A 23,048-nucleotide genomic window follows, 5' to 3' on the forward strand; every position below is an offset into this window, starting at 1 on the left:
GTTACTAGTCGGTAAAACAACCCTATATGCATTTGGCGAAATCTAAGTTCTTACAGAAATTAGCAAAAACCAAATAATGGTATCAAACAACATTCAAGAAATAGGCCTGCAAGAACTCTACGATTATTTGAGTAGATTTCATTTAACTGGAAGTCTTTATGAGATTAGCGCTATAAATGCTGTAACGCGGTATGGTTTTGGCTCTTCAAAATTATACAATTTAAACATTCCATCTCACATTGTTAATTGGCTAAATGACCTTATTGCCAAAAATATCAAACTGAATCTCTTGTCAATCACACTTTCAAGGCTATCGAGGTTTCTAATATTATCTGGCTCGAATGATAACAGAAGTCCTGTGCTTAAAGCAGGATCCACTACGCTTGCTAAGGCAATTTATATGACAGAACACCTTTACGACAAGGATGTTGAAGACTCAACTGTTTCAAATGCTTCAATTCCAATGTTGATGGGACGACTTGCTTCGTGGCAACTACCCTTACAAGCAAAGCGATTAAATGTAATTGGACGAGGTCACCTTCTTTTTTCCGAAATCCCCTCGAGACTAAAATTAGATTATGATTTTGATGAAAACATGAAAAAATTTCATGGTATCGGCTCAATTGAGTTTATGCTAACTGGAATGGCATTGTGGTTTCATTGCAACGGAACTCTAGATGAAAAAACAAACATCCAAATAGAAGGTTTAGAACAAATCGCTAATAAAGAATTACAATCTGTTTTCTTGAGGCTTTGCTCTTGCACGTATAAAGAATATAGAGCATTTTTTAGAAAAGATAAACAATACTTGATAACTAGTAAAAAGCAGGAATACTTTGGATTAGACCCCTTTGTATATAAGCCAATTATTAAAAGCGGAATATATCCAGGGCTTAGTAATGGAATTTACTTGGTTCCTCAGCCCAAATACTTGCTCGACAAAACAGTCAATGGTATTTTTCATCTATTAGCAGATGCTGAAAAAGAAATAGCTGAACAGAAGGGTAACAAATCTGAAAATCCATTCAGAGTTGCATTTGGACCTGTTTTAAAAGAATACATACTTATGCAACTTCTTCAATCAAGTTGTCCAACTATATACATACTGGATTTGGATACAATTGACTATTCATCAGGAAAAATCCCAGATATAGCGCTAGTTTCAAATGACACTTGCGTCTTGTTAGAGGTCAAAACGACTATTCTAGGGTTAAATGCACGAACTTTTTTCGACAATAAACTATTGGAACATGAGGTACAGCGCGGAAACATTCAAAAAGCATTAATCCAGCTGGATGAATTTCAAGATGCAATTCTTGCTGGTAAAATCTCAAAACGTGAATTGAAAAACGTCAACAGGGTAATTAAAATTCTTGTATGTTATGATGAATCTCCGTTCTTGAATTTAAACCTATTACCAGTTATTGAAAGGCAGTATAATAATAAAGCACAAAATTTCCAATTTGCTTCTATAAGTGAAATTGAATTGCTTGGGCAAGCATTGCACGAGGGGTTAAATGTTGTCGAACTACTTTTGGAAAAAGTAGACGACCAAACTACTCTCCAGTGGATGATCGGTACTTACTTTTCTCAAAAAGTTGATAACAAAAAAACTAATAAATTGCTTCATTCGTCCTTTAATAGTTTAATTTCAAGGATGGGAATAAAAATTAAGCAGGAGTAGATAGGCCAAATTAAATAGACGTCCACGCTCATTTAAGAAACTAATTTTTCCCTTAACTTTATTTAGATAGATCAGTACTTGTAAGGTTCTGAGTTCTGAGTTCCGAATCGCGCAATATGAATTTATAGAGTAAAAACAAAAAACCCGCGCTAGGCGCAGGTTTTAAGATTTGTTTGTGATCCCGCTGGGACTCGAACCCAGGGCCCATACATTAAAAGTGTATTGCTCTACCAACTGAGCTACGGAATCATCCCGTTTCGTTTGGGATTGCAAAGATAGGAATTAAATATTTCCTGCCAAATATTTCATGAATTAATTTCATCATGTCGCCCGAAACCAGCCACCACCCTACTTCCCGGGAATAAAAAATATTTTCCGCACGTTTGCGTCCGCCGATTTGCGTTCGTCATATACGTGCAACGAATAATATTTTCCGGCCACCCAATCGTCTACCATGTTATCATAAAATTTGCTGCCGGGGTTGCCGCTTTGCCCGCCGGGGTAAATCCCCCACCCCTTCGTCTCCTTGCCTAACTCTACGACCATCCGCCACGAGGGGCCATGCGTTTTCTTCGTCGCGTTCACGATATGCGCTCCACCGCCCGTACGCAAGCCCATCCGGCTGAATGCAGGGATGCTCCTGCTCAGGTGACGGATATCCGTACCACGGTCGTTCCCGATCGCCAGATCGCCGCGGGAAGATATCGCTGCCGCCGTATCCGCCGCTTCCTGCAGCGCACCGGTAACCAGCTCCGTCAGCGTTTCGCGGACCGGCGTGCGGATGTTGTCTACGAAGCGCATCGCGCTGTCGCGCATCAGCCAGTACAGCGTGGCTTCCGCATTGGGAATGTGCCAGGCAAGACTATCTTTCACCGGCATCTCATCGCGCCAAAGGCGGGCATTCAGGTTATCCCACCAGAGATTGAACAGCGTCGCGGCTTTACTGTCCGGCGAAGCCACACCGTCCCACTTGAACAGCATTTCCCAATACGGGCGCTGTGCGGCGGTGAGGACGTTCGGTGCCACAAAATCCGCCAGGAAAGGCATGGCGCTCACGGCCAGGCGGTTCGTGTTGTCGTTTTGCAGGCGCATCAGGTCTTCCGGCGTAATGTTTTGCATCGCGGTCAGGCGCTCCTGTATCTGCAACCCGCGATAGATCGAATAATAACCGAACATGCGGTACGGGAACGTACTATCCGTAGGGTGCTGGTTGGCCGATTGCAGGAATCCCTGCGCGGGATTCTGTACATGCGGGTTCTCGCTCATCGGGATGTAGCCCTGCCATGCAAACGTGCTGTCCGCACCCGGCATCACGAATTTCCCCTGGTCTTTCCAGCGGAGGGGATGCTTCCCGTTGTTCCAGATAGCGATACCGTCGTCTTTGCTGGCGAAAATAAAGTTCTGCGCAGGGCAGCTCCAGATCTGCAGCGCATTCGTATAATCGGCGTAATTCTTCGCGCGGTTGAGGCGGTAAAGGCTCAGCAGCTCGTTGGAGGGGTCGTGGGCGGTCCACCGCATGGCCAGGTACCCGTCGCCGAAACCATCGCCGCCGAATCCGGGATCGTAGACCACGGGGCCCCAAACGGTATAAGCCACGGTGTCGCGGAAGGGCTCGCGGCCTTTGATGCGGATCTCTTCCACCCGCATATCTGCTTTTTTCCATTCGCCGTTGAAGCGGTATTCGCTTTTCCCGTTCCGGAAATCCATCGTATAATAATCCAGCACGTCCATATACCCGTTCGTCAGCCCCCAGCCGATGTGATCGTTGAAACCGATGATGACGCCGGGCGCGCCGGGAATGGAAACCCCGTACACGTTCACGTCGGGCGTATGGAGCTGCATTTCATAAAATATCGAGGGAAGGGATAACGTAAGATGCGGATCGTTGGCCAGGATAGGCGCGCCGTTCTTCGTTTTGGACGCTGCCACGGCCCAGTTGTTGGAACCGTTGTCCGGATCGGGGCGCGATCCGGGATCGAAAGCGCCGATCCCTGCCGTTACGATACTGTCCGGCGGCGCCACGGCTTTTTTCGTTGCCGCAGCGAAAGGCGTGCCCACCGGAACGATGGGCGCTATCACGTCGGGCCAGTCGGGGTACAACTGGTTGAAAATATCCTTCCCGTAACGTTTGCGGGCGTTGGAATAGGCGATATCGTCGCCGGTCGACGCCAGGTCGTACGCCATGTATTTGATGAGGAGGGCGGATTTGAGTTTGGTCCAGGGTTCCGGCGCGTAGCCCAGCAGCTTGTATTCCAGCGGGTAATCGCGTTCGCGGAGGGATTGGATGTATGCGTTCACACCGTCTGTATAGGCGTCTGTGATCAGTTTGGAGACCGGATCGGCGTCCATGGCCTTCACGGCCTGTTCGGCGCCGTACGTAAGCCCTTCCCGGCGCTTCTGGCGGTCGTATTGCAGGAGACCTTCGCCCAGTATCTCGCAGAGGCGGCCGGCGGCGGCGTGGGTCTGCAATTCCATTTGCCAGAGGCGGTTGGTGGCGTGCAGGTAACCCTGGATATAATAGGCGTCGTAATCGTTCCGCGCGAAAACATGCGCAACCATGCGCTCGTCGAACCACACGCTGGCGGAGTCTTTTAACGCCGGCAGCGAGATGTGGGAATCGGACGAAGCAGGGCCTGCGGGTTCGGCATGCACCCAGCATCCATGCTGTGGACTGAACAGCATCCCGAAGGCAGGCTTATTGGCAAAACGATGATTGAGCGCCCAGACGAGGGCGATGGTAAGCAGTAAAGGAAGGATTCTCATAGCGATTACATGGTAGCCGGTTCGGCGAGGAAGATATCGATTACTTTGTTCCCAATGTCTTCGTACATGCCGAAGATCTGTTTCAGCGCTGCGTACAGCTCCTTGTAGTTAGTGAAAACCGGCATCGGGATGGCGGGCCCTTCATAACCCACCTGTGCGGGAATCAGGGAGAACTTGCCCCCCACACGGGTGTCGTGGTCCAGGTCGAACGCCACATCCACTTCGATTTTGCCTTCTTTCAGGGAAATACTCAGGCCGGAGCCGAGGCCTTTGATGGACCGGGTATCGTCCACACCTTCTACCATGTAGAGGGAATTTGCGGGATCATAGACGGTTTTGCGGAACCCAAATTCCATGATCATATCCTGGGCTTCGGTAACGCTGTGGTCGGTAAAGGGAGGCATGGTTTGAAACTGCTCTGCGAAAGCGTGGTACCAGGATACAAATTCGACCTCTTCTAATACTTTTTTCCAGACGGGATGCATCTCCATAAAATAGTTTTAGAAGGTTAGGAAATCTACAGTTAATATACACCTTTTCAGGAATATGACAAGACAGTGGCCGCCAGGTTTTCCACCTCCTCTTCCGAATTGAAACTATGCAGCACCACCCGCAGCCGCTCCTGCCCTTTCGGGACGGTCGGGTGCAGAATGGCCCGCACGTCCATGCCCTTGCCCTGCAAATGCTGCGCCAATCCGCGCGCCTGCTCGTTTCCCGGGGCCATCACCACCTGGATGGGCGTTTCGCTGGCCCCGCCCAGGCGCGATCTGAACAGCCGTATGAGCCCCATTAGGTGCTGCCGTTCTTCGTTCAGGTCCGGGAAAATATCGTACGCGGCCAGGATAACGGCCACGGCCTGCGGCGGCAAAGCAGTGGTATAGATGAACGCCCGGCAGAAATTGATGAGGTAATCGCGGAGGATGGGCGATCCCAGCACAATGGCCCCGTGGCAGCCCACGGCCTTCCCGAATGTATGAACCCTCGCGAAACAGCGGTTTTGCAGGCCCAGCGCCTGCACCAGCCCCTCGCCTTTCTCGCCTACCACGCCCGTGGCGTGGGCCTCGTCTACCACCAGCAGCGCATGGTGCCGGCCGCAAAGGGCGGCGATTTCAACGAGGGGCGCAATGTCGCCATCCATGCTGTACACGGACTCTACGGCCACAAATACCCGTCCGTCGGCATTGGCGAGCTTTTTCTCGAGGTCGTTCAGGTCGTTGTGGAGGAAAGAAAACGTCTGCGCCGCCGAGAGCCGCATGCCGTCGCGAATGGAAGCGTGGATGAGCTGGTCGTAAATGATGACGTCGCCTTTCTGGGGAACGCTGGCGAAAAAACCCAGGTTCGCGTCGTACCCGGAATTGAAGATGAGCCCGGCGGGGGCATCATGAAAAGTTGCGATCAGTTTTTCGGCTTCTTCCACCAGTTCGTAATTCCCGGCCAGCAACCGGCTTCCGCCGCTGCCATGCACTTGCGGGAGCTGCCGGCTGATCTGGTGTGCCGCTTCCTGGATGCGCTCGCTGCGCGCGAGGCCGAGGTAGTCGTTGGAACAGAAATCCACGAGCTGGCCGCTGGTCCGCAGTTGGCGGAAGGCGTGCTGTTCGCGGCGTTTATCGAGGGCGATGCGGAGAAAGTCTTCGTGTTGCATGCTTCAAAACTAATTATCTTATCTGTAACTTTGCTGCTTCAATTAACAACAGCGTATGAGCAGTAAAGTTTCGATCCTCGGCCTGAAATTACCTACAGACCCGCGCTGGGTAGACCTGGCGGCTATTTCCCTGGAAGAAATCCTCACGGACCATGCTTTCTGCGAGCAAAAGGCAGCCACGTCGGCCATCTCGCTCATACAACGATACCCAGACCGTACGCGGCTGGTAGATGAACTGGCGCCAATCGTGACGGAGGAATGGGGGCACTTCCGCCAGGTGCTCGCTGAAATGAAGAAGCGTGGTTTTGCGTTGGGAAAACAACGGAAAGACCTGTATGTAAATGAACTGATGATCTTCCAGCAGAAAGGCGGTGCGCCGGATGTGGTGCTGCTCGACCGGTTGCTGCAGTTCGCCCTCATCGAAGCCCGCAGTGCGGAGCGGTTCCGATTATTGAGCGAGGGGCTGGAAGATGCCTACCTGCGCGAGTTCTACCGTAAGTTCATGATCTCCGAAGCCGGGCATTACCGCCTGTTCATCGACCTCGCTAACGAATACATCCCCGAAGAAAGAGTACGTCAGCGGTGGACGGAATGGCTGGCCTTTGAGGCGGAAATGATCGCGAAGCTCCCGGTGCGCGGGGACCGGATGCATTGATATCCCCTGCTGCATAACAACAAGCAGGAATAGGACGTTCCACAGCAAAATGTGACATCCACTCATCGCATATCGAAGAATTGCTGCCGGCGCTCGTCGTACCCGCGCACTTCGTCGTCCGTCTTCCCGACCATCGCTGCAGCTTTCGACACCCAATCTTTCGGAAAATGCTGTTTGCAGTAATAAAGAATGATGTCGTATGTCCCGGGATGCTCGAAATCTTCCTCCTTAAATCCCAATTCCAGATCTGCCATCCCTGTATACATCTTCCGCCATTTATTGTACATGTATAAATAGTGGACGACAATCGAGATGGACATGCGCTGCAAATCGACTTCGGCCACTTTTTGCTGCGCCGCATTCCGGTAATACTGCGTTACTTTTTCGAAATTCCGGGTGAGAATGTCCGTCACTTCTTCCACCGACTGATGTTCCAGCAGCGCATTATTGTCTTCACAAAGCAACCTGACAGCCGTCCCCTTTGTTTGAAGCGTAACCTTCAATTCCCCGAGCAATATTTCTTGCTGATTATTCATTGACTTGAAATATTCAAAATTTCATTTCCAATTAATCATTGAATACATCGTGTAAAAACTCGTTATCACCGTCATTTAGCAAAACTGATTTGCCGTTATGATCGTTTTTATACCAAAGTTCCAGCCTACCCTTCTCTTTTCCATCTTCAATGGCTCTCACCCCGTCCAGCACGCAAAAGAAACCAAACAGCGTACTATGTATTGCTTCATGTACGATGTCTTTTACGAACGCTTTTTCATTCTCCCCAAGCCCATTGTAAAATACCGCAGCTTTTTCCATATCAGGATTGTGCTTACTGATGTAATCCAATTCACTCGTGGCTTCAATTGCCGCTGGCCTGCCAACCGCCATTTTCACGATGGCTACAAATTGTGCTGCGTCCATGATTTATTATAGGTTAAAATTAGAAAACACAACTAGCTATTTCAATCGCTTAAAGCGATGCAGCTAGCCATTCACCGTATACCTGTACGATAAATTCTGCTTCGTCAGCGCCGTGATCTCATAATAGCTCCCATCGTCCAAACGAATGAATTCCAACTTCCGGTCAGGCCCTTTGTAGTAGCTAGTATCGCAGGATTGATGGCTCCAGGTGTAAGTCCCCTTTGCCGTGGTGTCTTTGTCATAAATTCGGTAATACGCCCTGTCATGAAACTCCACTCTGGAGCGGCTATCCTCCTGGCTCCCCCATCTCCCTTTCAACAGATGTTGCTGCCGGACGGGCTCTCCGGGCTGGAGAAGTAATACGAAATGCAGTAAAATCGTATACATAGGTTGCGGAATTAACGGGTCTCCAGCTAAAAATGGAACCCCAGATTCACATAAGCCTTCAGGATCTGCGCCTGGTCGCCGTACATAAGGGTGGCTTCCATGGGGCCAAGCTTGGTGCTGTAGGCCAGCGTAAGGCCATAGCCGGTCACATATCGGTACTTGGGTTCCACGTTGCCGATGAAATCATACACCGCGCCGGATACCCGCGGGATGGCAAATACATTGCGAAGGGCTTCGTATTGCCAGCCCAGCTGCAACGCACCTACGCTGGCGGTATTCACTTCCCCGTCGTACAGCCCCACGAAAGGGATCTGGTTCCGGCTGAAGTCCGTCACCCCGCCGATCCGGAAATCGTTGATGAGCAGCTGATTATAATTGAAATTGAATCCCGCGTATGCCCCCATCAGCAGCGACGATTTCCGGCCCACGGGCACGTAATAGTTCGATTTGAAGGACACCCGGCTATAGTTGTTAAACCTGAAATCGATGCTATCCAGGGGCAGATCGTGCCCGTTTTGCCGGACAAAAATGTCCGGGTTCTGGCTGTGCACCGTCCCCGCTTCAAAGTTGATGGTGGCGCCGCGGGTCGGGTATTGCTGGCGGTTGAGGGTGTTCAACCCGAAGAAAACGAAGGAATTCAGTTGATTGGTATTGCCGTCGATCTGGATGGAAGGCGAGATTTTGGGCTTCACCCGGATGTACTCCCAGCGCGAGCCGATCCCCACCGCCATGACGCGGTTCAGCATGAATTGCAAAGAACCGCTCACATTGGCGTATTTGGTGCGGTACTCGAGTACTTTCCGGAAATCCAGGTAATAGCTCAGCGGGTTGTTCTCGTAATAGGCGCCCAATCCAAAGCCCACGTTGCGCTTGCGGCCGAGGTACTTGAAAAACTCGGCCCGGAGGCGCGGGTTCTCGCTGATGGCCGCCGATACCAGGGCACGGCTGTTGGGCACGATGAAATTGCGCTGCGTGATGTTCACGATGGCGCTCACGCTCGTGTAGGTATTGTAATGCAGCGCGAATTTGACGTACGTGAGCGGGTTCTCCTCCGCCTGTATCTCCAGCTCGCTGCGGCCATACCCCAGCGGGCGAAGATGATAGGTGATCTGCTTGTAGAACCGCGTACCATAGATGTTCAGGATTGCTTCGCGGATCATGTCGGGCGAATAGCAGCCGCCGGCCTCCAGGCCCAGCCTGCCCCGGAAGAACTTCTCGTCGGAATGGACGAGCCCCGAGACCGATATCTTCATGATCTCGATATCGGGCACTACCGGCAGACGGATCTTGGGCTGCGCCGCCAAGGGATGGATCGCGTTCAGGGAATCGGCCATGCGCTTGAAAACGGGATACATCTCCCGCCCTGCCCGCTTGCCGATCTCGATGATGGAATCCACACTGCCGAAGCTCGCGGCGGAATAGCCTTTCAGCTCCGGCTCGATGTACACGTCTGCCAGTTTCCGGGCTTCCACAAAATCGGCCGCGTCTTTGTAAAAACCAAGCTGGTAAAGGATATCAATAGGTGTATTCAGTTCTTCAGCCGTACGCAATCCCCCGCTCACATTGCTCCCGATGATGATATCGGCGCCCATTTCCCTGGCGGTCACCGTCGGGAAATTCCTCACCACGCCCCCGTCTACCAGCTTGCGCCCGTCGATTTTCACGGTCGTAAACACGGAAGGGATGGCCATGCTCGCCCGGATCGATTCTACGATCTCGCCTTTGCCGAGCGTTACCACATCGCCGGTGGCCACATCGGTGGCGATACATTTGAAGGGGATGTTGAATTTCGAGAAATCCTTCACATCGCGGACCGGCCAGCACATTTTCGCCAGCTCCAGCCACAGCTGTTCCCCGGAAATCACGCCCGAATTCAGCTTGGGTTTCCCGTATTCGAACGGGATCTCGATCATGTACCGGTTATATTCGTTCCTTTCTTCGTAACTGATGTCGGACATGACGGGCTGGTTGGAGAAGAGCCCGCTCCAGTCGAGCTTCCGGGCCATCACCTCGATGGAGTCGCCCGAATACCCGATGGCGTAGAGGGCGCCTACGATGCTGCCCATGCTCGTGCCCGTGAGCACGTCTACCCGGAGCCCTGCGCTGTCGATCGCCTGGAGGATGCCGATGTGCGCCAGCCCTTTGGCGCCGCCCCCGCTCAGCGTAAGGCCTACTTTGGGCCGCTGGGCCGAAAGCGAAATAGGATATAGTCCCCCAAAAATCAGTAAAAAAACGAGAATCCGCAGCATTAGGTATTTCCGAAGGTAGTTTCTTAAAGTTAACGGTAAAAACAATGCAAACCTCCGGAAGGTTGGAAACATTCAGCTAATTTTCTATCTTTTCCGGATAACAATTTCACTTTATGAATGCATCGAACCCGAAGCAGAATATCTGGCAGGTCATATTCGCTTCTTCCGCGGGAACCCTTATCGAATGGTACGACTTTTACATTTTCGGTAGCCTCTCCCTCATCCTGGCAGAAAAATTCTTCCCGGACACCAATCCTACCCTCGCCTATATCGCCACCCTCGCCACTTTCGCCATCGGCTTCGTGGTGCGGCCCTTCGGCGCCATCGTATTCGGCCGCCTGGGCGATATGGTAGGCCGTAAATACACGTTCCTCCTCACGCTCCTCATCATGGGCGGCAGCACCTTTGCCATCGGCCTGATCCCCAGTTACGCCACCATCGGCGTTTTCGCGCCCATCCTCGTGCTCATCCTCCGGCTGGCCCAGGGCCTGGCGCTCGGCGGGGAATACGGCGGCGCGGCCACTTACGTAGCGGAACACTCCCCCGCCAACCGGCGCGGATACTTCACCAGTTTCATCCAGACCACGGCCACCCTGGGGCTTTTCGTGTCCCTGGGCGTGATCCTCGCCACCCGGCTCCTTATGACCCCGGAATCGTTCAACGACTGGGGCTGGCGAATTCCCTTCTGGCTGAGCATCTTTTTGGTGATGATGAGCTACTACATCCGCATCAAGCTCCATGAATCCCCCCTGTTCTCCAAGCTGAAAGCGGAAGGCAAAACCTCCACCAACCCGCTGAAGGAAAGTTTCGGCAAGAAGGAAAACCTCAAGCTCGTGCTCCTCGCCCTCTTCGGCGCCACCATGGGCCAGGGCGTAGTATGGTACACCGGCCAGTTCTACGCGCTCTCCTTCCTGCAAAACACCATGAAGATCGAGTTCGTACAGTCTAACATCATCATCGCCACGGCGCTCCTGTTCGGCACGCCGCTTTTTATCTTCTTCGGCCACCTATCCGACAAGATCGGCCGGAAAAAGATCATGATGATCGGCATGCTCGTAGCCGCCATCAGCTACTTCCCCATCTACCATGCCATGGATACCACGGTAGACCTGTCCCGCAAACAGGAGGTCGTTGAGCGCTATCGCATCGAAAGCACCCTTACGCCCCATAACGGCACGCTCGTGGAAACCACGCGCAAAACCCGCGAGTTTACCGACGGTACCCTCGTCACGGAAATCACCAGCCCCGACAAAAAAGCTGCCGTGAAAGAAGTGAAGCTCGGCCAGTCGCAAACCATCTGGATCATTTTCCTTGTATTCGTGCAGGTCGTGTTCGTTACCATGGTATACGGCCCCATCGCCGCATTCCTGGTGGAGCTCTTCCCCACGCGCATCCGTTACACGTCTATGTCGCTGCCCTATCATATCGGTAACGGCGTATTCGGCGGGATGCTCCCGGCTATCGCCACCTTACTCGTACAGAAATACAATAACCACCTGGCAGGGCTCATTTACCCGGTTGCTATTGCCATCGTATGTATGGTGATCGGCGTCGTGTTCATCAAAGAAAGAAAGACTGCAGACGGGTTCGAAGAAGATCCGGAAGTATAAGAATGGGTTATCTCAAATGATATAAAACAGTCTGCGGGGTTGCGATCCGGCAGACTGTTTTGCTTTGATGGTCTGCGATCGGCGTTTGGAAGTAGAATAAAACAATTCATTATTCAATTACGGACAACGAACATTCTATTTCCCTCCAAGGCTGCCTTACCAGTTATCTTTGCGTTTTTTTGCTCGACGCTTAACAACCGAGTTTTAATTTCCTGAAGATATGTTTCATATTTGAACATGTAGTTTTCAATATCCGTCAACCTGTTCGCAACTATCTGCGTATTCAGATTATCCCAATTAATTCTTTCCTCAGATTTCCTCACGTGCAACTCCAGCAAATTCATTCGCTGCTCGACCTTCTCCAGGCGCAGATGCAAAACTTCAAATTGCGCCTTGTTTTCCTGCCTGAAATCTGCGATTTCCGATGTGATTTGGCCGAGCTTTTCGTCCATTCTTTCCATGAACGTTACTAATGAGATTTCTTGTACCATTTTTGATTGTTTTGGGTTTTAAGATTGTTTTCCAGTTGATTTTGTTGACATCGCAAAACTCATCTTACAACATGTAGATCCGCAATGGTAACGTTGTGAACTTTCACCGTCTCCTCCAGCGATTCCAATCTGCGGTTGGTTTCCGCCTGACATGATTCCAATTTGTCCATCCTGCTACGCAGCAAATCAAAATAACCTTTGAATTCTTCATACTCATTGTTTTGCTTGTGCTGATGAATATTAAAATTACTCAGCATCGCAAACATGTTTTCATTCAGCGTAGCTACATTCCTGGTTAATTCACTCACATTTGCCTCTACGAGTTGCAACCGTAAGTCTTGCTTAACTATCCGCTGATCAAGTTCATTCAAGTTTTTCTTCACTTCCACCATCTCATATTTCAACTGCCCCACTTCCAGTTTCAACTGTCCCGCTTCCAGTTTTAACTGCCCCACCTCTTGTTTCAACTGTCCCACTTCCAGCTTCAACTGCACCACCCCTTGTTTCAACTGCCCCACTTCTTCTTTCAACTGCACCATCTCTTGTTTCATTAACTTCACCTCCTGCTTCACCTCACGCATCTCCTCCCTCAACGATGCATTTTCCACTTGAATCTTTCCAAAAATCTCATCCATTTTTTCGGTGATCGCGACTAGTAATTCTTGTTTTTCCATAACTGAAATCTATTTTTTCCAAAGTTAGAAGGCCAAACAATTCCAGCCAAAATATGCATCTCCGAAAATCGGAGATTGACAGTGATAAAAACAAAAGCCGCCCTTAAAAAAGGCGGCTTCGATATCTTACAATACACTACAGTACTACGTTTCAAAATAGTGCAACAAATCTCCGAAATCCAGAGAAGGATTTTGTTCCTGCAACGCGCGCGCTTTCTTCGCCATCGCCTGCAGAAACTGTTTGTGCGCAGGGCTTTCAGGATTGAATGGCTTATGCCCTTTCGCACGCAACAACTCCGCCACCTGCCGCGCCACCTCCTGCGACGAGGGCTGCACGCAGGCCTTCAAAAAATGCTCCCACACATACTGCAACGCCTGCTCGTTCGGATGCACCATGTCTTCCTTGAAGAATCGGTAATCGCGCAGATCATCCAACACCAACTCATATGCGGGGAAATAAAACAGCCGGTCGAATTTATGCACCAAATGATGCACCGCCTGCAACAACACCGCCTTGCTCAGATTATTTTCCACCACCCCGTCGCGCACATACCGCACAGGGCTCACCGTAAACAGGATGTTCACTTTCCGGTTCACGAAAAACAACCGGTGCATCATGTTGTCCAGCGCTGAAATGATCTCATCCAGCGGCACCAGTTTTTTCGTGAACGACGCATCCGGCACTTTGTGGCAATTGCCCACCAGGCGGCCGTCTTCCTTCAGGTACCAGGCGTGGGCCGTACCCAGCGTGATCACCAGCCAGTCTGCCTCCTTCAAACGCGCCGCGGCAGCCGCCTGCGAATCGTTGATGCGCTGCAACACCGTGTTGCGGTCGGTTCCGGAGAAACGGGAATGATGGTCCCAGCTATGCCAGATATCTTCGTGTAAAAACAGCTCGTCGGCCGTATAGCGTTTATCGTCCAGGTAGGAAGTCATGCTCCGGGCGATGCTCAGCGGGTTGAACAGGATGCCGTTGGGATTGAGCATCACGTCAAACTTGTGCTGCTCCAGCCGCGCACCCATCTCTTCAGCGAAACAGGAGCCCGACAGCAGCACTTTGTCGGCATGTTGTATGGAAGGCCCCAGCGGCTCTACCGGGAAAGTGAGGCGAAAATTCATGCTGCAAAAGTATCAAAATTTCGGGCTAATGTCCGAACACGCGATCGGCCTGCACCATCGCTTCCGCAAAAGCCTTTGCATCCAGCCCGGTACCGATCCCACGCTGCTGGCAGAACCACAGCAGGTTTTCCGTAGCAATATTGCCCACCAGGTCATCCTGCGCCATGGGGCAACCGCCGATGCCCCGGATAGCACTGTCGAACCGCCGGCACCCGTTATCCCAGGCCGCCGCGATCTTCTCCTCCCAGGCCTGCGGCGTGGAATGGAAATGCGCCCCGAACTCCACATCCGGATAAGCCGGCACCAGCTTCGAGAACAGCGCCGCAATGCCCTCCGGCTTCGCCACGCCCACCGTATCTGCGAGGGAAATAATGGGAATGTGCATGGCCGCGAACCGGTCTGCCCATTCCAGCGCCACGTCCGGACTGTACGGATCGCCGTACGGATTGCCGAAACCCATGGAAATATAGATCACCAGCTGCTTTTCGTTCTTAATGCAGAGCTCCTGGATGGTTTGCACCTGCTCCAGCGACTCGGCGATCGTTTTGTTGGCATTGCGCAGCTGAAAGGTTTCAGAGATGGAAAAAGGGAACCCCAGGTAATGGACACGCTCATGCCCCACCGCATCTTCTGCCCCGCGGACGTTCGCCACGATCGCCAGCAATTTCGTCGCCGATTCGTCCAGCCCCGCCAGCACCTCCGCCGTGTCCGCCATTTGGGGAATGGCTTTGGGAGACACGAAGCTGCCGAAGTCCAGCGTATCGAAGCCTACGCGCAGCAAGGCGTTGAGGTAGGCGGTCTTTTCCTGGGAAGGGATCTGGCGCGGCCAGCCCTGCATGGCGTCTCGCGGGCATTCGATGATTTTGAGCATACGCTAAAATAACGAATTCCCCCGTTCATCCATCAGGCGTCCAACCGCTGTTTCATGGCTTCGTAGAGGATGATCCCCGCGGCGACGGACACGTTGAACGATTCGAAATTATTCTGCATGGGGATGTGGAACTGCTCGTCGGCCGCTTTCAACAGCGCCGGGTACACGCCCTTGTCTTCCGAGCCCATGATCACCGCCACCGGCTCGCGCCAGGGCAGGTCCTGCAGCTTCGATTTGGCCTCCATCTCGCTGGCCACCACTTTGATGCCGTTGAGATGCAGCTCGTCGATGGCTTTGAGCAGGCTGTTCACCCGGCAGATCGCGATGCGCTCCAGCGCGCCGGCGGAAGATTTGAGGGCTTCCTCGTTCAGCGCGGCGATACCCCGGTCGGGGATGATGATGGCCTGCGCCCCGCAGCAGACCGCGCTCCGGGCGATGGCGCCGATATTGCGGACGTCGGTAATGCCGTCGAGGATGAGGAAAAGGGGTGTTTCGCCTTTTTCGACCGTATGGGAGATCACGTCCTGCAGGTCGAGATAGGCCACGGAAGCCGCCAGGGCCACTACGCCCTGGTGGTTGGCCTGGGTGAGGCTATTGAGTTTTTCCACCGGTACGTAGTTGATGGGGATACGCAGTTCGGTGGCCTGGTTGCGGATTTGCGGTATGATATCGCCGGAGGCGGTTTTGAGCATGTAGATGCGCTCGATGGCCTTTCCGTTCTTCATGGCTTCCAGCAGGGGCTGGCGGCCGATGATGAGGGAAGACTGCTTGGGCTTGGGAGCCTGTGGTTTGAAACGGTGGTTCATCGGCGCAAAGATACGGGATTCAAAGCTCCCCTTCCAGCATCATGAGCCTTATCTTTTGGATCGCGGCTACGGAAAGGGAGTCCGTAACCTCGAAATCCTTCACCATCCGGTAGGCTTCTTCGAAGGGAACGCGGCGCAAAACCAGCTGTTCCGTCTCCTCCGGCTCCGCCTCCCCCATCTCCAGCCCCTGCGCCAGGAACACGATCCCGGATTCGTCGGATACCGAGTTGGATAGGTGCATCTTCACGACCGGCCGCCAATGTTTGGCCGTAAGCCCCGTTTCCTCCAGCAGCTCCCTTTGCGCGGCGATGAGCGGGTCTTCGCCATGGGGCCCGCCGCCTTCGGGAATTTCCCAGCTCCAGGCCTCCAGCGGCACGCGGTATTGCCCGACCAGCCAGATGTGCTGCTCCTCGTCCATCGCCACCACGCCGATGGCCACGTTCTTGAAATGCACGGTCCCGTAAATGCCCGGTTTCCCCGCCGGGTTCATGCCGCGGCGCTCCGTGACCCTGATCCAGGGGTTTTCGTAAGGAATGCTGGCAGACTCGAAGCGCCAGGGGTTTTGATGCTGTTCCATCCGGCAAATAAACGCAATTCGCCCCGAAACGAAAAAAAAGCGGGCCGATGCCCGCTTCGTACATAGCTTCTTGTAACTGTATTTCTGTCTATAAGGAGAGGTAGTAATACGCGAATTCTTCGTCCAGCTGCCAGCCCGTACTTTCATACAGCGACCTGGCTTTTTCATTGTTGAAATGGGTCTGGAGCATCAGGTAACGGCTGCCCGTTTCCTGCCCCAGCTCCCGGGCCTTTGCCAGCAGCTCACGCGCCGCGCCTTTCCGGCGGGCGGACGGGGTCACGAACAGGTCGTTCAAAATCCAGGCTTTCTTCATGCCGATCGAGGAAAAAACCGGATACAGCTGTGTAAAGCCGATCACTTCGTTTTCGTCGATGGCGAGATAAATGACGCTGTCCTGCTGCCGGAGGCGCTCGCCCAGGAACTGCGCGGCACCTGCAAGGTCCGGGGCCTGTTCATAATGTTGCCGGTAGGCGTCGAATAATGCGGCGAGGGCGTCCAGCCGGTCTGCCGTGGCTTTAATAATTTGCATGTACGGGGAATATTTGATGGAGGTGATGTTGTAAGTGACGAAGGTAATCGTTGGCCCAGAATTCCAGTGTAGCCGGCGGGTTCTGGCCGATCACGAGCACATTGCCCAACGCTTCGGCCGGAATGAGGGGCAGCAGGCGGACGATGTGCAGGTTCACGCTTTTCCAGATCTGCACCAGCTCGCGCCAGTCTTCCCGCATATATTGCCGCGCCTCCACCCAGAAATCCTGGTCGTAGCCGGGCGCTTCCAGCAAAGCGGTCTGCTGCGCGCGGATGAAACGCGGGTAATTGTTGAGGGCCGAATCGGTGAGATGGCCGAGGATTTCCTTTTTGCTCCATTTTTCGGGGGAAGGACGGGCAGCCGCCTCTTCATCGGTGAACTGCAGGAGCCGGAGCTCCGCCTGCAGCACTTCTTCCTTCAATGCCCTCGACAGTGCCGCCAGCGGCGGTTCCCGGAGCGAAATTTCCATCTTGATGTCGCATCTTTCATATACCCCGTTTTCCACTTCCACTTCTTCGAACCCCAGTTTATGGTACATGGTGATGGCCGGGGTGAGCCGGCGGCTGGAGTACAACACCATTTTCGAGAAACCCTTTTCCGCCGCTCTTTCGATGATGGCCTTGCCCAGTGCCCAGCCGAGCTTGCGGCCCTGAAAGCTTTCGTCCACGGCCATTTTCGTCATTTCCACCGTATCGTCCGACTTCAGCCGGTAAGCCACCGTGCCCACCACCTGGTTGCCGATGGATACGAAGATGATGTCGCCGCCCGGGGCGATGATATGTTCGTGCGGATGTTCCAGCACGGCGATGTCTACCGGTTCGAGCCGGAAGAATTTGCTGATCCAGGCCTTGTTCAGCCGTTCGAAATGCGGCTGGTAGTCTGGGTGCCAGCTCAGGATGCGGATATCATTTGCTGCGTTCATAACTTTTTTGCTTGTTGAATGCCTTGTTGACGAGGTACACGCCCAGCAGCGTCACCATGCACGACAGCCCCATGAGCCAGTTCAGTTTTTCCTGGAGGATCAGCCATCCGAGGATGACGGCAACGATGGGATTGATGTAGGCATATATGGATACCAGCGAAGGCGGTAAATTGTTCAGGGCGAAAACGTATGCGGAATAACTTAACAAAGATCCGATAAAAACGAGGTACAGCAAGCTGCCCCATAATTCTCCCGTAAAGGACGCAAAATGCAGGTGCTGCCCCATGAACCCCGCGATAACGAGCATCACTACCCCGCTGAACAGCATCTGGAACCCGGCGCCGTACAGGTAATTGACGCCCAGCGCCCACTTGGCCGTGAGCACCGACCCCAGCGCCCAGAACACGCAGGCCAGGGTGATCAGCATCACCCCGAAACGGTATTCCTCGTTCATCAGCTGGGCCAGGTTGTCGTAAAAGATGCCCCCGATCCCCAACAGCCCGATCAACATCCCTACAACCAGTTGCACCGTAATTTTCGTTTTCTGCACGAGGAAATAACTGAAGATCGTGATCCAGATGGGAACGGTGGCCGCGATGATGGCGCCCAGCCCGCTGGGGATGTATTGCATGGCCCAGGTCATGAGCCCGTTGCTGCCGCAAAGCATGATGGTACCGATCACGAATAATTTGGACAGTACGGGAAACTGCGGCAGTTTGTACCCCTTCATGAGGAAAAACGCCACGAGGATAACGCCGGCGCTCGTTTGCCGGAGGCCCGCCAGCATCATGCCGTGCATGTGCTGCACGCCGATCCGGGCCGCCAGGTAGGTAGTTCCCCAAAAGATACTTACGATGACGAGCGCCACGTAAGCGTTGGTATGGTTCCGCTGTTGCATATTCATCAGGTTAAACCGGGGAAGATGTTAGCAAGCGATGGGTAGAAACCCATCGCCAATAATACTAATATCAACCTCTAAATCAATTATTTTCAAGAATGGCCGACACGCCCTGGATGGCCGCTGCCACTGCTTCCAGCTCCTGCACCGCCAGTTCGATGTCCTTATCCGTCGTGCGCCAGTTCACCAGCGCCGCCCGCATCGCCGGAAGGCCGGCGTATTGCGTGGGGGTGACGTACACTACGCCCCGCTTGTTGAGCGCCTGTAAAAAGACGCGGATATGTTCGGCCAGTTTTCTGTCTTCCATATTGAACGTAAAGCAGGCTACGCACATCTTCACGGGCGCCAGCAGGCGGAAGTGCCCGCTTTTTTCCAGCATTTCACCGAAACGCTGGGCCTGGTTTACGTTTTGCTCCACGATGTCGCGGTAGCCTTCCGCACCATAGGCGCGAAGGGAGAACCAGGCAGGCAAAGCCCGCAGCCGGCGCGAGTTTTCGGGAGCGTAGTTAATGTAGTTGAAGTTTTGCGCCGGGTCGCCCAGGTACGCCGCACCGGCATTCTGGAACACTTCCAGTTGCAGCCCGGGGTGGCGGCTGAAAAGCATCGCGCAGTCGTAGGGCACATTCAGCCATTTATGCGCATCGATGGTAATGCTGTCTGCCTGGTCCCAGCCATTGAGAAAGTGCCGGAAACGGGGGCTGACGGCCGCAAACCCTCCGAAGGCCGCGTCTACATGCAGCCAGAACGGATGTTTATGTTTAAGTGCCGCGATGGCGGCGATATCGTCGAAATCCACGGTGTTCACCGTGCCGGCCGAAGCCACGTAAATGAAAGGCGTGTCCGGGTTATAGGCGATCCATTGCTCCAGGGCCCGCACATCCACCGCTTCGCGCCCCGGAAGGGTGGAAAGCGTCACCAGGCTGTTGCGGCCCAGGCCGAGCATCGACAAAGCCTTTACCACGCTGGAATGCGGCGTAGCGGCCAGTACTTTTATATCGGGAAGCGCACCTACGCCCTGCGCGGCCACGTTCACCCCGTATTGCTCGCCCAGCCATTGCCGAGCGGCTGCCAGGCCTGTAAAGTTGGACATGGTAGCGCCCGTCACGAAAACGCCTTCGTACGCTTCCGGCAGGGAAAACAACTGGCGGAGCAACTGCAACGTCTCTTTCTCCAGGGTAAATGCGAGCGAAGATTTGTCGGCCGCGTTCATATCCACCGCGCTGGCCAGCCAGTCGCCCGAAAGCGCCGCCGGCGTTACGCCGCCCGTCACGAAGCCGAAATACCTGGGGCCCGCGCTGGCGGTGAGGTAGGCGCCGAACCGGTTATCGAACAGCTCCAAAGCCCCCTGGCCGCCGATCCCCTTTTCAGGCAAACCGGGCACCGGGATGGCGGGCATTTCCATACTCACCGGCAGTTCGTTGATGCGGCCGAGGAAATCAGCGGCGTAATCTGCGGTCTGTTGCAAAAGTTCATCGAATCGGGAAAGGTCCTCGCGGAAAATTGCATTCATATGGTGGCGTATTAACGTTGAAATGACGCCTCAAAATTCCAGCTATTCCCGCAGAAAAAACAGATTCAGTTTTGAGTTTTTTGACCAGATCAGATGACAGTATGAACCATAAAAGTCCATGACGAACGTCATTCGTCAACCGTACGATCCTGAATATGTAAGTGCTTACAGAGTGGGAAGGATATCAGAAGAGCAGGCCGCCCTTTTCGAGGTCGAGGAGGAACTGTTTGCGCCAGATGCCGCCGGCATAGCCGGTGAGGGCGCCGCCGGAGCCGATGACGCGGTGGCAAGGCACGATGATGGCGATGTTGTTCCGGCCGTTGGCGGTACCGGCCGCGCGGATGCTTTTCACGTTGCCGAGGCGCTTGGCGAGGGCGAGATAGGTAATGGTTTCGCCGAAGGGAATGGTCAACAGGTTTTGCCAGACGAGTTGCTGGAACGGGGAGCCTTCCTGCCGGAGCGGAAGGTCGAACGCGCGGAGGTCTTTCCGGAAATACGCTTCCAGCTGGGCGGCGCATTCTCGGAGCAAGGGCGTGGGTGATTCGGCGGGAAAGGCTTGCTGGATAGAGGTTTCATAATGAAAGGGTATAGCCGCTTCCGTTGGCTGATCGCCTGGCTGAACGGTATCGTCCTGGAGCAAGGGCGCAGGTTCTTTATCAATAAAAGAAACCTTCGAAATGTATCCCTCCGTTTCAACGATCATGATGCGCCCCAGCGGGGAATCCATATACAACGCGCTCATTTCCCGAAATTAAGGAGTTTGAAGATGGTGAACAGGTGATGCGATTCGTGGAGGACGAACATCTCGATAAGCTGCGCCGCGGAAATGGTGCCATACAGCTGGTGGCGCCCCTGCCGCCGGAAATCCCCGGCCTTCAGCCCCTCCACGAAACGGACGAACCCTTCCCGGTCGTGCCGGTATTGGGCCAGCAGCTCGCGGTTCGACAACTGCCTGTATTCCGCGAACAGCGCATCTTCCTGCCAGACATACGGCTCGAAAAGCGGCGTTTCCTCGTCGGCCACGCGCTGCAGCCGCCGCTGAAATATGGGATGGAACACGGCCAGGTGTGCGATGTTATCGATGGCCGACCATTTACCGGGATGGACTTCCTGCCGGAGCACTTCGTCGGCCACGCCGCCGGTCATTTCCCCGATCGAAAGATGCTGCGTGCGCAGGCGTAAATCCACACTGAAAGGCAGGTGTTGCATAGCAAATCCGTTTTATCATGGAAAGATATGTTTTTTTAATTGGAACAGATTCCATTTTCGTACTTTTGACCATATCAGATTCGCAAAACCATGGAACATCTGTATCTCCAGGTGGCCGACCGCATCCAGGCCATGATCGAAAAGGAAGTGATCCGCATCGGCGACAAGCTGCCGTCCGTCCGCTCGCTGAGCAAGGAGCAGGGCATCAGCATGAGCACCGTCTTCCAGGCGTATTACCACCTGGAAAGCAAGGGCTTCATCGAACCACGGCCTAAATCAGGCTACTACGTGCGGTTTTCGCCCCGGCGGCTGCCGGAGCTCCCCAGCGCCACGCGCCCCGTCAAACGGGCGACAGACGTGAACGTCAGCGAAATGATCACGGAAGTGTTTTCCCATCACGGGCCCGACCTGTTGCGGTTTTCCACCGCTTCCCCGTCTGAACCGCTCCTCCCCTCCGCCAAACTCGCCAAAAGCATGATCGCGGCGCTGCGGGAGAATAACGGCGGCCTCATTTACGAGAACCTCCAGGGCAACTTGCCACTCCGCCGCCAGATCGCGCGGATGAGCATCCAGTGGGGCGGCAGCATCACGGAACACGATGTGGTCACCACTACCGGCTGTATGGACGCCCTCACCCTCTGCCTGTCGGCCACCACCCAGCCCGGCGACGTCATCGCCCTGGAAAGCCCCGCCTACAGCGGCACATTCCAGCTCGCCGAAAGCCTCGGCCTTAAGGTACTGGAAGTGCCCACCAACCCCATTTGCGGCCCAGACCTGGAGTATCTCGACAAAGCCATCCCCAAATTCAAGATCAAAGCCTGCGTTTTCGTGACCAACTTCTCCAACCCCATCGGCTCCTGCATGCCCGATAAAAACAAGCGGGAACTGGTGCGGCTCATGAACAAGTACGACATCCCCCTCATCGAAGACGATATCTACGCCGATCTCTATTTCGGTAAACTCCGGCCCAGCAGCTGCAAGCAATACGATCGCAACGGCAATGTGCTCCTCTGCAATTCCTTCAGCAAATCCCTCGCGCCGGGGTACCGTGTGGGCTGGACCGTTCCCGGAAAGTACAAGGAACGCGTGCTCCGCCTCAAACTGAACCATACCATTTCCAGCGCCACACTGCCGCAGGCCGCTATCGGGCATTTCCTCGAAAACGGCCGCTACGAGCACCATATGCGCAACCTCCGTAAAATGCTCCACACCCAATGCCTGCGCTACCAGCAGGCCGTGGCCGACTATTTCCCGGAAGACACCTGCGTTACCCGCCCGCAAGGCGGCTACGTGCTGTGGCTGGAGCTGAACGAGAACATCAATACCATCGAACTGTACGAACAGGCCCTGCGGCGCAAGATCTCCTTTGCACCGGGGCGCATTTTCACGCTGCAAGACCGCTATACGAACTGCATGCGCATCAGCTACTCCAACCCCTGGAGCAAAGCGGTGGACGACGGCCTGAAAACCCTCGGCAAACTGGCGCACCAGCTCATGAAATAAAAAACCGGGGCAGGAATGCCCCGGTCTC

At 53.8% G+C, this 23,048-nt stretch carries 23 protein-coding genes and 1 tRNA gene; 4 read left to right on the forward strand and 20 right to left on the reverse strand.

The window, feature by feature from the left end; genetic code table 11:
* The first annotated feature begins 76 nt into the window (after positions 1 to 76).
* Positions 77 to 1,684 carry a hypothetical protein gene (locus tag ACQKLP_RS17795; protein ID WP_427324198.1) on the forward strand — a complete coding sequence of 536 codons (1,608 nt, stop codon included), beginning with the start codon at positions 77 to 79 and terminating at the stop codon, positions 1,682 to 1,684.
* Between the two features lie 176 nt (positions 1,685 to 1,860).
* Here the strand turns inward: ACQKLP_RS17795 and ACQKLP_RS17800 are convergent.
* The 4 genes from ACQKLP_RS17800 to ACQKLP_RS17815 all read right to left on the reverse strand — a co-directional run bounded on the left by ACQKLP_RS17800 (position 1,861) and on the right by ACQKLP_RS17815 (position 6,089).
* Positions 1,861 to 1,933, reverse strand: a tRNA-Lys gene (locus ACQKLP_RS17800).
* 99 nt (positions 1,934 to 2,032) lie between these two features.
* Entirely contained in the window at positions 2,033 to 4,447 is a 2,415-nt protein-coding gene (locus ACQKLP_RS17805; protein ID WP_427324199.1) for a penicillin acylase family protein, read from the reverse strand.
* 5 nt (positions 4,448 to 4,452) lie between these two features.
* Positions 4,453 to 4,938 carry a hypothetical protein gene (locus tag ACQKLP_RS17810; protein WP_427324201.1) on the reverse strand — a complete coding sequence of 162 codons (486 nt, stop codon included), beginning with the start codon at positions 4,936 to 4,938 and terminating at the stop codon, positions 4,453 to 4,455.
* Positions 4,939 to 4,985: 47 nt separating this feature from the next.
* A complete protein-coding gene (locus ACQKLP_RS17815) occupies positions 4,986 to 6,089 on the reverse strand; it encodes an aminotransferase class I/II-fold pyridoxal phosphate-dependent enzyme (RefSeq protein WP_427324203.1) in 1,104 nt (367 codons plus the stop codon).
* A gap of 55 nt (positions 6,090 to 6,144) precedes the next feature.
* Here ACQKLP_RS17815 and ACQKLP_RS17820 point away from each other — a divergent pair, with 55 nt between their 5' ends.
* Complete coding sequence (locus ACQKLP_RS17820) at positions 6,145 to 6,744, forward strand: tRNA-(ms[2]io[6]A)-hydroxylase (RefSeq protein WP_427324204.1); 600 nt, start codon at positions 6,145 to 6,147, stop codon at positions 6,742 to 6,744.
* A 62-nt stretch (positions 6,745 to 6,806) separates the two neighbouring features.
* Here ACQKLP_RS17820 and ACQKLP_RS17825 read toward each other — a convergent pair whose 3' ends face one another.
* From ACQKLP_RS17825 to ACQKLP_RS17840, 4 genes are all read right to left on the reverse strand, one after another.
* Positions 6,807 to 7,280 carry a hypothetical protein gene (locus ACQKLP_RS17825; protein ID WP_427324205.1) on the reverse strand — a complete coding sequence of 158 codons (474 nt, stop codon included), beginning with the start codon at positions 7,278 to 7,280 and terminating at the stop codon, positions 6,807 to 6,809.
* A gap of 31 nt (positions 7,281 to 7,311) precedes the next feature.
* The gene (locus ACQKLP_RS17830; protein ID WP_427324207.1) at positions 7,312 to 7,665 is read right to left on the reverse strand and encodes a hypothetical protein; all 354 of its coding nucleotides are present in this window, start codon (positions 7,663 to 7,665) and stop codon (positions 7,312 to 7,314) included.
* Between the two features lie 63 nt (positions 7,666 to 7,728).
* Entirely contained in the window at positions 7,729 to 8,052 is a 324-nt protein-coding gene (locus ACQKLP_RS17835; protein ID WP_427324208.1) for a hypothetical protein, read from the reverse strand.
* Between the two features lie 26 nt (positions 8,053 to 8,078).
* A complete protein-coding gene (locus tag ACQKLP_RS17840; protein ID WP_427324209.1) occupies positions 8,079 to 10,301 on the reverse strand; it encodes a patatin-like phospholipase family protein in 2,223 nt (740 codons plus the stop codon).
* A 113-nt stretch (positions 10,302 to 10,414) separates the two neighbouring features.
* Here ACQKLP_RS17840 and ACQKLP_RS17845 point away from each other — a divergent pair, with 113 nt between their 5' ends.
* The gene (locus tag ACQKLP_RS17845) at positions 10,415 to 11,911 is read left to right on the forward strand and encodes an MFS transporter (RefSeq protein WP_427324211.1); all 1,497 of its coding nucleotides are present in this window, start codon (positions 10,415 to 10,417) and stop codon (positions 11,909 to 11,911) included.
* 113 nt (positions 11,912 to 12,024) lie between these two features.
* Here the strand turns inward: ACQKLP_RS17845 and ACQKLP_RS17850 are convergent, their stop codons facing one another.
* From ACQKLP_RS17850 to ACQKLP_RS17905, 12 genes are all read right to left on the reverse strand, one after another.
* Entirely contained in the window at positions 12,025 to 12,402 is a 378-nt protein-coding gene (locus ACQKLP_RS17850; RefSeq protein ID WP_427324212.1) for a hypothetical protein, read from the reverse strand.
* 59 nt (positions 12,403 to 12,461) lie between these two features.
* Entirely contained in the window at positions 12,462 to 13,076 is a 615-nt protein-coding gene (locus ACQKLP_RS17855) for a hypothetical protein (RefSeq protein ID WP_427324213.1), read from the reverse strand.
* Positions 13,077 to 13,220: 144 nt separating this feature from the next.
* Positions 13,221 to 14,195: a GSCFA domain-containing protein gene (locus ACQKLP_RS17860; RefSeq protein WP_427324214.1), complete on the reverse strand. Its 975-nt coding sequence runs from the start codon at positions 14,193 to 14,195 to the stop codon at positions 13,221 to 13,223.
* A 25-nt stretch (positions 14,196 to 14,220) separates the two neighbouring features.
* Positions 14,221 to 15,066 (reverse strand): hydroxymethylglutaryl-CoA lyase, encoded by an 846-nt coding sequence (locus tag ACQKLP_RS17865; protein ID WP_427324215.1) that lies wholly within the window; start codon positions 15,064 to 15,066, stop codon positions 14,221 to 14,223.
* A 32-nt stretch (positions 15,067 to 15,098) separates the two neighbouring features.
* Entirely contained in the window at positions 15,099 to 15,872 is a 774-nt protein-coding gene (rlmB, locus tag ACQKLP_RS17870) for a 23S rRNA (guanosine(2251)-2'-O)-methyltransferase RlmB (protein WP_341840419.1), read from the reverse strand.
* A 19-nt stretch (positions 15,873 to 15,891) separates the two neighbouring features.
* Positions 15,892 to 16,449 (reverse strand): NUDIX domain-containing protein, encoded by a 558-nt coding sequence (locus tag ACQKLP_RS17875; RefSeq protein WP_427324216.1) that lies wholly within the window; start codon positions 16,447 to 16,449, stop codon positions 15,892 to 15,894.
* Between the two features lie 88 nt (positions 16,450 to 16,537).
* A complete protein-coding gene (locus ACQKLP_RS17880) occupies positions 16,538 to 16,978 on the reverse strand; it encodes an N-acetyltransferase family protein (protein WP_427324217.1) in 441 nt (146 codons plus the stop codon).
* Positions 16,965 to 17,900 carry a GNAT family N-acetyltransferase gene (locus ACQKLP_RS17885; protein WP_427324219.1) on the reverse strand — a complete coding sequence of 312 codons (936 nt, stop codon included), beginning with the start codon at positions 17,898 to 17,900 and terminating at the stop codon, positions 16,965 to 16,967. Before ACQKLP_RS17885 ends, ACQKLP_RS17880 begins: the two co-directional genes overlap by 14 nt.
* Positions 17,884 to 18,798 (reverse strand): EamA family transporter, encoded by a 915-nt coding sequence (locus tag ACQKLP_RS17890; protein WP_427324220.1) that lies wholly within the window; start codon positions 18,796 to 18,798, stop codon positions 17,884 to 17,886. The genes ACQKLP_RS17885 and ACQKLP_RS17890 overlap by 17 nt, the downstream gene beginning before the upstream one ends.
* An 82-nt stretch (positions 18,799 to 18,880) precedes the next feature.
* The gene (locus ACQKLP_RS17895) at positions 18,881 to 20,308 is read right to left on the reverse strand and encodes a pyridoxal phosphate-dependent decarboxylase family protein (protein ID WP_427324221.1); all 1,428 of its coding nucleotides are present in this window, start codon (positions 20,306 to 20,308) and stop codon (positions 18,881 to 18,883) included.
* 184 nt (positions 20,309 to 20,492) lie between these two features.
* Complete coding sequence (locus tag ACQKLP_RS17900; RefSeq protein WP_427324222.1) at positions 20,493 to 21,050, reverse strand: methylated-DNA--[protein]-cysteine S-methyltransferase; 558 nt, start codon at positions 21,048 to 21,050, stop codon at positions 20,493 to 20,495.
* Positions 21,047 to 21,517, reverse strand: coding sequence for a DinB family protein (locus ACQKLP_RS17905; RefSeq protein ID WP_427324223.1), 471 nt, complete (start codon positions 21,515 to 21,517; stop codon positions 21,047 to 21,049). The genes ACQKLP_RS17900 and ACQKLP_RS17905 overlap by 4 nt, the downstream gene beginning before the upstream one ends.
* A 90-nt stretch (positions 21,518 to 21,607) precedes the next feature.
* On the opposite strand from ACQKLP_RS17905, the gene ACQKLP_RS17910 reads away from it, so the two are divergent.
* Entirely contained in the window at positions 21,608 to 23,020 is a 1,413-nt protein-coding gene (locus ACQKLP_RS17910; protein WP_341840427.1) for a PLP-dependent aminotransferase family protein, read from the forward strand.
* The last annotated feature ends 28 nt before the right edge of the window (positions 23,021 to 23,048 follow it).

The sequence above is a fragment of the Chitinophaga sp. NPDC101104 genome, from assembly GCF_050277495.1.
Taxonomy (GTDB): domain Bacteria; phylum Bacteroidota; class Bacteroidia; order Chitinophagales; family Chitinophagaceae; genus Chitinophaga.